At 71.7% G+C, this 8,263-nt stretch carries 8 protein-coding genes and 1 pseudogene; 4 read left to right on the top strand and 5 right to left on the bottom strand.

The genetic code is table 11. The features are described from left to right. A pseudogene (locus HG542_RS03180) lies at positions 1 to 219 on the bottom strand (WD40/YVTN/BNR-like repeat-containing protein); the annotation flags it as partial. Between the two features lie 240 nt (positions 220 to 459). Here HG542_RS03180 and HG542_RS03175 point away from each other — a divergent pair. Further along, positions 460 to 876 carry a hypothetical protein gene (locus tag HG542_RS03175; protein WP_171078433.1) on the top strand — a complete coding sequence of 139 codons (417 nt, stop codon included), beginning with the start codon at positions 460 to 462 and terminating at the stop codon, positions 874 to 876. Between the two features lie 102 nt (positions 877 to 978). After that, positions 979 to 2,607: an APC family permease gene (locus HG542_RS03170; RefSeq protein ID WP_171078432.1), complete on the top strand. Its 1,629-nt coding sequence runs from the start codon at positions 979 to 981 to the stop codon at positions 2,605 to 2,607. 18 nt (positions 2,608 to 2,625) lie between these two features. Here the strand turns inward: HG542_RS03170 and HG542_RS03165 are convergent, their stop codons facing one another. Beyond that, positions 2,626 to 3,861, bottom strand: a complete 1,236-nt coding sequence (locus HG542_RS03165; RefSeq protein ID WP_171078431.1) for a cytochrome P450 family protein — start codon at positions 3,859 to 3,861, stop codon at positions 2,626 to 2,628. Positions 3,862 to 4,170: 309 nt separating this feature from the next. On the opposite strand from HG542_RS03165, the gene HG542_RS03160 reads away from it, so the two are divergent. Together HG542_RS03160 and HG542_RS03155 are read left to right on the top strand one after the other, a co-directional pair. Beyond that, on the top strand, positions 4,171 to 4,830 hold the full coding sequence (locus HG542_RS03160; protein WP_171078430.1) for a DUF4360 domain-containing protein: 660 nt from the start codon (positions 4,171 to 4,173) through the stop codon (positions 4,828 to 4,830). Between the two features lie 143 nt (positions 4,831 to 4,973). After that, positions 4,974 to 5,183, top strand: coding sequence for a hypothetical protein (locus HG542_RS03155; protein ID WP_171078176.1), 210 nt, complete (start codon positions 4,974 to 4,976; stop codon positions 5,181 to 5,183). A 74-nt stretch (positions 5,184 to 5,257) separates the two neighbouring features. Here the strand turns inward: HG542_RS03155 and HG542_RS03150 are convergent, their stop codons facing one another. The 3 genes from HG542_RS03150 to HG542_RS03140 form a co-directional block, all read right to left on the bottom strand. Continuing rightward, the gene (locus tag HG542_RS03150) at positions 5,258 to 6,715 is read right to left on the bottom strand and encodes an FAD-dependent monooxygenase (protein WP_171078429.1); all 1,458 of its coding nucleotides are present in this window, start codon (positions 6,713 to 6,715) and stop codon (positions 5,258 to 5,260) included. 31 nt (positions 6,716 to 6,746) lie between these two features. Next, positions 6,747 to 7,466 carry a VC0807 family protein gene (locus HG542_RS03145; protein ID WP_229922470.1) on the bottom strand — a complete coding sequence of 240 codons (720 nt, stop codon included), beginning with the start codon at positions 7,464 to 7,466 and terminating at the stop codon, positions 6,747 to 6,749. A 68-nt stretch (positions 7,467 to 7,534) separates the two neighbouring features. Then, a complete protein-coding gene (locus tag HG542_RS03140) occupies positions 7,535 to 8,176 on the bottom strand; it encodes a TetR/AcrR family transcriptional regulator (protein WP_171078428.1) in 642 nt (213 codons plus the stop codon). Positions 8,177 to 8,263 lie beyond the last annotated feature (87 nt).

The following is an 8,263-nucleotide window of genomic DNA, read 5'->3' as shown; positions in this document are numbered from 1 at the left end:
CACCAGTCCGTGCGTGTAACCGGTGTGCTGGAGGGTGCTGCTGGTGGGAGCGAGGGTCCTGCCGTCGTCGGTGGTGAAGGTGACGGCTCCGTCGCCGGTGACGCGGTTGCAGGCCGGCGGGGTCCAGCCGTCCTTGCCCGCCGCGGCGGCGGGCAAGGACGGCTGGGCGAGGGCGAAGGCCGCCACGGCCGTGATGACGGCCGTACGGATCCGCTTCATGGTCTCTCCCTTGTGGGGAACGGGCAGCAGGGCTGCTTGACGATCACGTTGTAGCCGCAAGGACCTTTGCCGCAGAACCCGTCCGGGCGCCAATCCTGCTGTCTCGTAATGATCTTGACGGAAGTCTTCCGGTCCGGACCGCGGGGCGGGAAGGGCCCGGTTGGCCCTGTGCTGGTGCCGGCCGGCCCGGCATCTCGTACGGTCGACAGTGACACTGCCGCCACAGAGGAGCACCGGGTCATGAGCGTCCACGACCGTGCGGGCCACGGGGGTCACGTCGAGAGTGCCGACCATGTCAGTGTGCATCTGACCGCCTGCGACCACGAGGACGCGGGTGCGGTCTTCCGCGCGCTGGACGCGGCCTTCCCCGAGCAGGAGGAGGAGTCGCGCAGCGAGGTCCCGGCCGCGGCCGCCGGCGTGGCCGACCGCATGGTCTGGTGCATGGTCGTCGACGCCCGCACCCGCAGCGTCCCCTCGAAGGGCGTCGCGGTGCCGCTGTCGGCCCCCGTGAGCGTCGACCTCTTCGGCGCGGCGGATCCCGTCCGCCAGGTCAGGCAGGAGCTCGCGGCGGCGTTCGACGTGGAGGACCAGGGAACGGTTCCGGGCGAGCACGAGCTGGAGGTGCGGCTCAAACTCCTCCCGTCGTCGGCCGATTAGCACCCCGCTTCACCTCGTTCCGGTTGCTCCTGCCCCGACACTGGCATCCTCTCCGCGGGAGAAGGATCATGGTCCGTAACCAGGGACGAGGAGGGCCGTGTCATGTCGCAGGCGGATCCGGACGGGACGGCGCCCGAAGGGCGCGTCGCGGGAGACGGTGTTGCGCCGACCGTGCTCGCGCAGGAGCGGCGGCTGCACCGGGACCTCGGCTTCTGGGGCCTGACGGCCATCGGTTTCTCCAACATCGTCGGTTCCGGCTGGCTGTTCGCCGCGATGTACGCGGCACAGACGGCCGGGCCGGCGGCACTGCTGTCGTGGATCGGTGCGGGTCTGCTGTGCGCCCTGGTGGCCCTGGTGATGATCGAGCTGGGGGCCACCCGGCCGGAGGGCGGCGGCACGGTCCGCTGGCCGCTGTACGCCAGCGGCAGGCTGGTCGGCACGCTGGTGGGCTGGTCGGTGCTGCTGTCGGTGGGCGGGACCGCGGCCGAGATCAGCGCGATCATGCAGTACATGGCGCACTACTGGCCGGCCATCTACAACGGTCACACGCTCACGCTCACCGGCCTGGGCGTCGCCGCCGGGCTCAGCGTGCTGCTGACGGCCCTGAACTGGTTCGCCGTACGGCTGTTCGCGCGGCTGAACAACCTCGTCTCTGTCTTCAAGGTCGTCGTACCGGTCGTCACCGTCGTCGCCCTGTTCGCCTCCGGCTGGCACTCCGGTCGGCTGACCGACCACGGCGGCTTCGCGCCCTACGGCTACGCGGCCTGTCTGACCGCCCTGGCCGGGGGCGGCATCGTCTACTCGGTCAACGGCTTCCAGGCCCCGCTGGACTTCTCGGCCGAGACGCCCAACCCCCGCAGGACGATTCCCGCTTCGGTGCTCACCGGCATCGCGCTGGCACTGCTGATGTATCTGGCGCTGCAGGTGGCCTTCCTGTTCAGCGTGCCGGAGCAGCTGCTCGGGCACGGCTGGCGCGGGGTCAGTTTCGACTCGCCGTTCGGTCAGCTGGCACTCATCCTCAATCTGCACTGGCTGTCCAGCCTGTTGTACGCGGACGCCGTGCTCTCGCCCGGCGGTTCGGCCTACGTCGGGGTGGCGATCGACGCGCGGCACACCTACGCGCTCGCCAAGAACGGCACGCTCCCCCGGTTCTTCATGCGGGTGGACCCGCGCAGCGGCATCCCCCGCCGCGCGCTGCTGCTCAACCTCGTGGTGATCGTGCTGTTCCTGCTGCCGTTCGGCGGCTGGCAGAGCATCGTGCGCGTCATGGGCGACATGTATCTGCTGATCTACGCGGCCTCGGCCGTCGCGGTCGCGGTGTTCCGGGCCGATCCGGGCGGCGCCGGCACAGCCGGCTGGGTGCCCGGGCTGCGCTGGATCGCTCCCCTCAGCTTCGTGGTGTCGAGCGAGTTCGTGTACTGGTCCGGTTGGCACGACCTGCGGCTGGCCCTGCCGCTCGTGCTGGCCGGGCTGGTGCTCTTCGTCACCATGTGGCGCCCCGATCACGGCAGTTCACTGGCCGGTGAACTGCGCACGGGGACATGGATGGTGGTGTACCTGGGGGTGCTGACCCTGCTGTCGTGGCTCGGCACGTTCAAGGGTTCGGGACGGCTGCCGGCCCCCTACGACTCGGTGACCGTGGCGGCCGTCTCGCTCGCCGTCTTCTTCTGGGCCGTCCGGTCGGGCGTGCGGCAGTTGACGGCCGAACGCCTGCGGGCCATGGCTGTGTAGCCGCGCGCTGCCGGCGGCTCAGCCGCTGCGCACCGGCAGCGTGCGCGGGCCGCGGACCAGCAGGCCCGGCCGGTACGGCAGCGTCTCCGGGTCGGCGGCGAGGCGCAGGTCCGGCAGTGCCGCGAACAGGCGCGGGAGAGCGACGGCGGCCTCCAGACGGGCCAGGCGGGAGCCGAGGCAGAAGTGCGGGCCGTGGCCGAACGCCAGGTGCGGCGCGGGCCGTTCGCCGCCGGAGCGGTGGCGGGCGGGCCGGAAGGCGTCCGGGTCGGGGAAGTACTCGGGGTCGCGGCCGGCTGCGGCGAGGACGACCAGGACCGAGGCCCCCGCCGGTACGACCGTGCCGCCGCCGAGGTCCACCGCCTCCGTCGTGCGCCGCCAGGTCGTCCCCTCCAGGGGGCTCGCGTGCCGCAGCACCTCCTCGGTCACCGCGGCCCAATGCCCGGGGCCGCCCTGCTGCGCGTCGGCCAGTTCCTGCGGGTGGGTGAGCAGCAGGAGGGCGGCGGAGGCGAGGAGGTTCATGGTGGTCTCGTAGCCGGCGAAGAGCAACAGGAAGGCCATGGCGAGCAGTTCGCCGTCGTCCAGCCCGCCCTCGTCGGCATCGTGGACGAGGGTGCTGAACAGGTCGTCGCCGGGGGCATCCCGTTTCGTGGCGATCAGCTCGGTGAAGTAGGCGTGCAGGCGCGTCCATGCGTCGTCGGCCGCGCCGTCCTCCAGCGCGTCGGCGGGCGACCCGACCCGGTAGGTCCAGGTGCGCAGGTCGGCGCGGTCGACCTCGGGCACGCCGAGCACTTCACCGATGACCAGGACCGGGAGCGGGAAGGCGAAGTGGTCGACCAGGTCGGCCGTGCCCTCCCGGGCCAGCCGCCCGGACAGTTCCGTGAGCAGCCCGTCGGTCAGGCGCTCGATGCGCGGGCGCAGGGCGTCGACGCGGCGCGGGGTGAAGGCCGCGGTGGTCAGCCGGCGCAGCCGGGTGTGGTCGGGGGCGTCGGAGTTGAGCATGTGCCGGGCGAGACATCCGCGGGCCCGCTGGGCCGGGGAGTCCTGCTTGGGGCGGCCCGCACCCTGCGGCGGGACGTTCGAGAAGCGCGGGTCGGCCAGCACCTCCCGCGCCTGCCGGTGGCCGGTGACCAGCCAGGCGTGGGTGCCGTTGGCCAGGGGCACGCGGACGGCGGGTCCCCGGGAGCGCAGGTGCGCGTAGTACGGGTACGGGTCGCGCGCGAAGCCGGGGTCCGCGGGGTTCAGGGGAGCGAGCACTCCGTCATCCTCGCCGATGCACCACGGCCCGTCGGCGGCGGGCCCCGTCAGGAGGGACCGGGGTCCGGCTGTACGGTTCCTACAACTTTCCGCGGCCCGTGCCGGAAGGGCCGATTCCCGTTTCCCCTGCGGACGAACCGTATTGACTTCTGCACGGGCGTGTGAAATTGATGAAACATTCGTATCCGGTATCCGGATTCCCCCGGATACGGATTATTGCGCTCTCAATTTTCCGTTCGCATCCGCTCGGCATCGTTTCCGCAGCCAGGCCGTGCCCTGCAGCACGGTCGCGACCACCATGGGAGCCCCATGTCCAGATTCCTGGCCACCGGCAGCGCACTCGCCGCGTTATGCGCCCCGGTATTGGCCACCAATGCATCCCCCGCGGCGGCGGCCGGCATCCATGTGCCGCCCGACAAGATTGTGATCGAGGTCGCGACCGTCAACGGCTCGGGCTGTCCGGCCGGTTCGGCCGCCGTGGCCGTCTCCCCGGACAACACCGCCTTCACCATTACGTACAGCAAATACCTCGCCCAGGTCGGCATCGGCGCCCTGCCGACCGACTTCCGCAAGAACTGTCAGCTCAATCTGATCGTGCACGTCCCCCAGGGCTTCACCTATGCCGTCGCCAGCGCCGACTACCGCGGCTTCGCGCACCTCGAGGCCGGCGCCACGGCCGTGCAGAAGGCCTCGTACTACTTCCAGGGACAGGCGGACACCTCCGTCGCCTCCCACCCGTTCAAGGGCCCGCTCGCCGACAACTGGCAGGCCACGGACACCACCGACATCGCCCAGCGGGTGTGGTCGCCCTGCGGCGAGGAACGCAATTTCAACGTCAACACGGAACTGACCGTGGCGGCCGGGACCTCGGACCCGGAGAAGACCACCAGCTTCATGTCCATGGACTCCACCGACGGCGCCATCAACACCATCTACCGGCTCGCCTGGAAGGACTGCCCCTCCCGCTGACCGGCCGCCGCGCCACCGGATCGCTGCTGTGTGAGCCGCGGCCACGAGCGCAGCGGACGACGCGGTCCCCGGCCGGCTCGGCGAGCAGCCCGCCGAATCCGGCAGGACCCAGGAGAGGAAGCGGGCGGGCGCTGCCGGGAGCGGTGCTCTCCATCAGCGGGGAGCTGGAAATCGCCGCGGTCCTGCGCCGCATCGTCGCCACCGCCATAAAACTCGTCGGCGCCCGCTACGGCGCGCTCGGCGTCCTCGACCAGGAGGGCGCCGGGCTGGCCGACTTCGGAAGTGGCCACAACCCGCGGCGGCCGGCCACTGGACGTGCCGGGCAAGACCGTTGCCAGGGCGCGGCCCAGTGAAGGCCACGACGGCATGGCCGTCCTCGCCCTGCGGGCACCGGACCGGCCCTGACGCGACACCCGTCCCCCTCCCCTCAGTGCTGCGGGTCGCCGAACCAGCGGCCGAGCGCAGCGCCGAGTCCCTCGCCATCGGCAGGCCCGGCCCAGCACACGTGCCCGTCCGGGCGCAGCAGCACCGCCGCGGCCCCCGCCCCGCCCGGGATGCCGGTGGCCGGATCGGCCGCCGTCCGGTCGACCCGGTCCTGCCAGGGCCGTATCAGCGCCTCCGGGACCGGCTGCGCACCGGAGGTCAGCAGCAGCCCCCGGCCGGTGCCCAGCGGGACGCCTGCTATATGGCGCCCCAGCAGCGGGTGTTCGGGGGCACCCGGCATCGGGTAGCGGATGTCGAGGCCCGAAATCATGCCCGCGATGCGGCGGTTGCCCTCCGGCGTCTCCAACAGGCCGGTGACGATGCTCCGCAGGGCCTGGACGTCGGTGTCGGGAAGCATCAGGACGCCCTGGGCCCGGGTGTTCTCCAGGACCCGCGCGCCGACCGGATGGCGCTCGGAGTGGTAGGTGTCCAGGAGGTCTTCCGGCGCCCGGCCCCGGACGCAGGCGGCGAGCTTCCAGCCGAGGTTGACGGCGTCCTGCATGCCGAGGTTGAGCCCCTGCCCGCCCGCCGGGAGGTGGATGTGGGCGGCGTCCCCGGCGAGCAGCACCCGGCCGACGACGTACTGTGCGGCCTGGCGCGAGGCGTCGGTGAACCGGGACGCCCAGCGGACCGCCTTCAGCCGGAGCGCGTCACCGTGTTCGCGGTGCAGCGCCACACGGACCTCCTCCTCGGTGACCGGGGCGTCGCGGTCGAGGCCCTGCTGCTCCGGTCCGCCGAAGAGCATCCGGTGCACTCCGCCGCCGAGCGGAAGCAGGAACGCTCCCCCTCCGTCGCGGCCGGCGAAGGACGGCAGCTGCCAGTCCTCGGGCAGGATGCCGCCCGGGTCGTCGAGTTCGACGTCCGCGACGGCCAGGGAGACGCGGCCGTCCCGGCCGGGGAAGGCGACGCCGAGTTCCTTGCGCACCCGGCTGCGGCTGCCGTCGGCCCCCACCAGATACGCGGCCCGCACCGGGCACGGACCCTCCGGCCCGTCGACCGTCACGGTGACACCCGAGGCGTCCTGCCGGAAACCGGTCAGTTCCCGGCCGCGCAGCACCGGGATGCCGTATCCGGCGAGCCGTTGCTCCAGGTACTCCTCGACCCGTGGCTGCGGGATGCCGATCTGGTACGGGAAGCGGGTGCCGAAGACCCCGTAGTCCAGCGGGATCCCGGCGAAGTGCCCGCCCTCCAGCCTGCCGACGGCCCGTTGGTGCAGCGGCTCCAGCCAGCCGCGCATCTCCAGCACCTCGGCGGTGCGCGGCTGCAGGCCCAACGCCTTGGACTGGCCGCTGCGCGCGGGAAGCCGCTCCACGACGAGGGCGCGGATTCCGGCCAGCCCCAGCTCGTTGGCCAGCATCAGCCCGGTGGGCCCGGCGCCGGCGACGATCACATCGGTTTCCATGACCATGTCCCCCCGATATCCCTTCCCGCCTCTAGGCCTTCAGCCCGTGCCGGGTGACGTAGCGAGTGTGGAAAATCAGCAGGCCGGCGAGCACCACCAGCCACTGGGCGGTGCTGACCGCCACGATCAGGTCGACGGGCAGGGTGCAGGCGAGCACGACGCGCACCCCTGCGTCCAGGGCGAACACCGCACCCCACACAGCCGAGATCACCCGTATGTGCCGACGGAACGCCTCCTCCTCCCACCGGGACTCCCACTCCCGCGCCCCGGCCTCCCCCGCCTTCGCGACGGCGATCGTCCGCCCCATGGCGAGTATGAAGGGGCGCCGCGTCGGCAGCGTGCCGAGGATCCACAGCCCCATCAGGCCGAAGATCCAGCTGTCGCGGATCAGCAGCACGCGGGCATCGCCCGTCACCATGGCCATCAGTGTGCCCACGAACATCAGGACCAGGCTGAAGAGCGCGGTCGCGTCGATCCTGCGCTGCCGGACCATGCCGTGGACGAGCCACGGCACACTCAGCAGACTGCCCACCGCCAGGGCCTGCCACTGCCCCCACCCCGCGGCGCGCAGCCCGTAGTAGCTGCCGAGCGGCAGGGCGAGTTCGAGGACGAGCTGCCGCGCGAGGTGCCGGCGCAGGCCGGCGGCCTTCTCCCGCTCCGTCGGGCGGTGCGCCCGGGCGGTCTCTTCTTCCGCCGCCTGCCGCTCATGCTGCTCCTGCAGCACCTGTCCGTTGTGCCGTTCGTTGTGCACTGCTCTTTCCCCCGTTGTTGTCCGTGAGTGCGTACCCAAGTGCGTCCGCAAGCCCCTTGCCGATTCCGTCACATCGCGGTCTTGCGCGTCGCGCGGTCGAATATCTCCGCCAGCTCCCGGCCGCAGGCCGTCACGTCGAGATCGGGTTCGCGCGCCGCGCGGCCGACCACCTCGTCGATGGCGCCGCGCATCGCGTGGACCATCACCTCGGCGTCGAACTCCCGGAAGGCCCCCGCCCGCTGGCCCTCGCGCAGGCGCTCCGCCAGGACGCGGTTCATCTCCTCCGTCGCCCCGACGAACTCGCTCATCCCCGCGCTCTCCCCGCGGATGTTGGACAGCACCTCCACCAAGGCCGGCAGGTGCTTCGGGTACTCGACGAGCAGGGCCAGGTTCGACTCGATGTGCGTGCGCAGCCGGCCCGGGAAGTCGGAGTGCGCCTCGATCCTCGGGCGCATATACGCCTCGGCGACGCGCAGGACCTCGGCGACGACCTCGCGCATGAGGTCGTCCTTGCCGGCGAAGTGGTACGAGATCATCCCCGTGCTGCTCAGCCCGGCGTGCCGGGCTATCCGCGCGAACGAGGCCTTGCCATAGCCGACTTCGGCGATGACCTCTATGGCGGCGGCGACGATCTGCGCCCTCCGGGCGGACTCGGTGAACGTCCGGGAAACGGCAGCGTCTTGCTTGTCCGAGCTGTGGCTTGCTTGCATGAGCAGGACAGTACCGGACGTTTGCTCGGGCGAGCAAGAGGGCGTTCGAGCAAGGAAGTTGAGGGAGGGATTCCACTTCTGCGGCGG

Origin of the sequence: Streptomyces morookaense (genome assembly GCF_013030945.1) — a bacterium.
GTDB lineage: Bacteria > Actinomycetota > Actinomycetes > Streptomycetales > Streptomycetaceae > Streptomyces > Streptomyces morookaensis.
This window is presented reverse-complemented; position numbering and strand designations above follow the sequence as displayed.

Excerpts from the sequence above, each read along its gene's own strand:
- HG542_RS03140 (WP_171078428.1), bottom strand. The coding sequence starts at position 8,176 with ATGCAAGCAAGCCACAGCTCGGACAAGCAAGACGCTGCCGTTTCCCGG.
- HG542_RS03175 (WP_171078433.1), top strand. The coding sequence starts at position 460 with ATGAGCGTCCACGACCGTGCGGGCCACGGGGGTCACGTCGAGAGTGCC.
- HG542_RS03160 (WP_171078430.1), top strand. The coding sequence starts at position 4,171 with ATGTCCAGATTCCTGGCCACCGGCAGCGCACTCGCCGCGTTATGCGCC.
- HG542_RS03150 (WP_171078429.1), bottom strand. The coding sequence starts at position 6,715 with ATGGAAACCGATGTGATCGTCGCCGGCGCCGGGCCCACCGGGCTGATG.
- HG542_RS03170 (WP_171078432.1), top strand. The coding sequence starts at position 979 with ATGTCGCAGGCGGATCCGGACGGGACGGCGCCCGAAGGGCGCGTCGCG.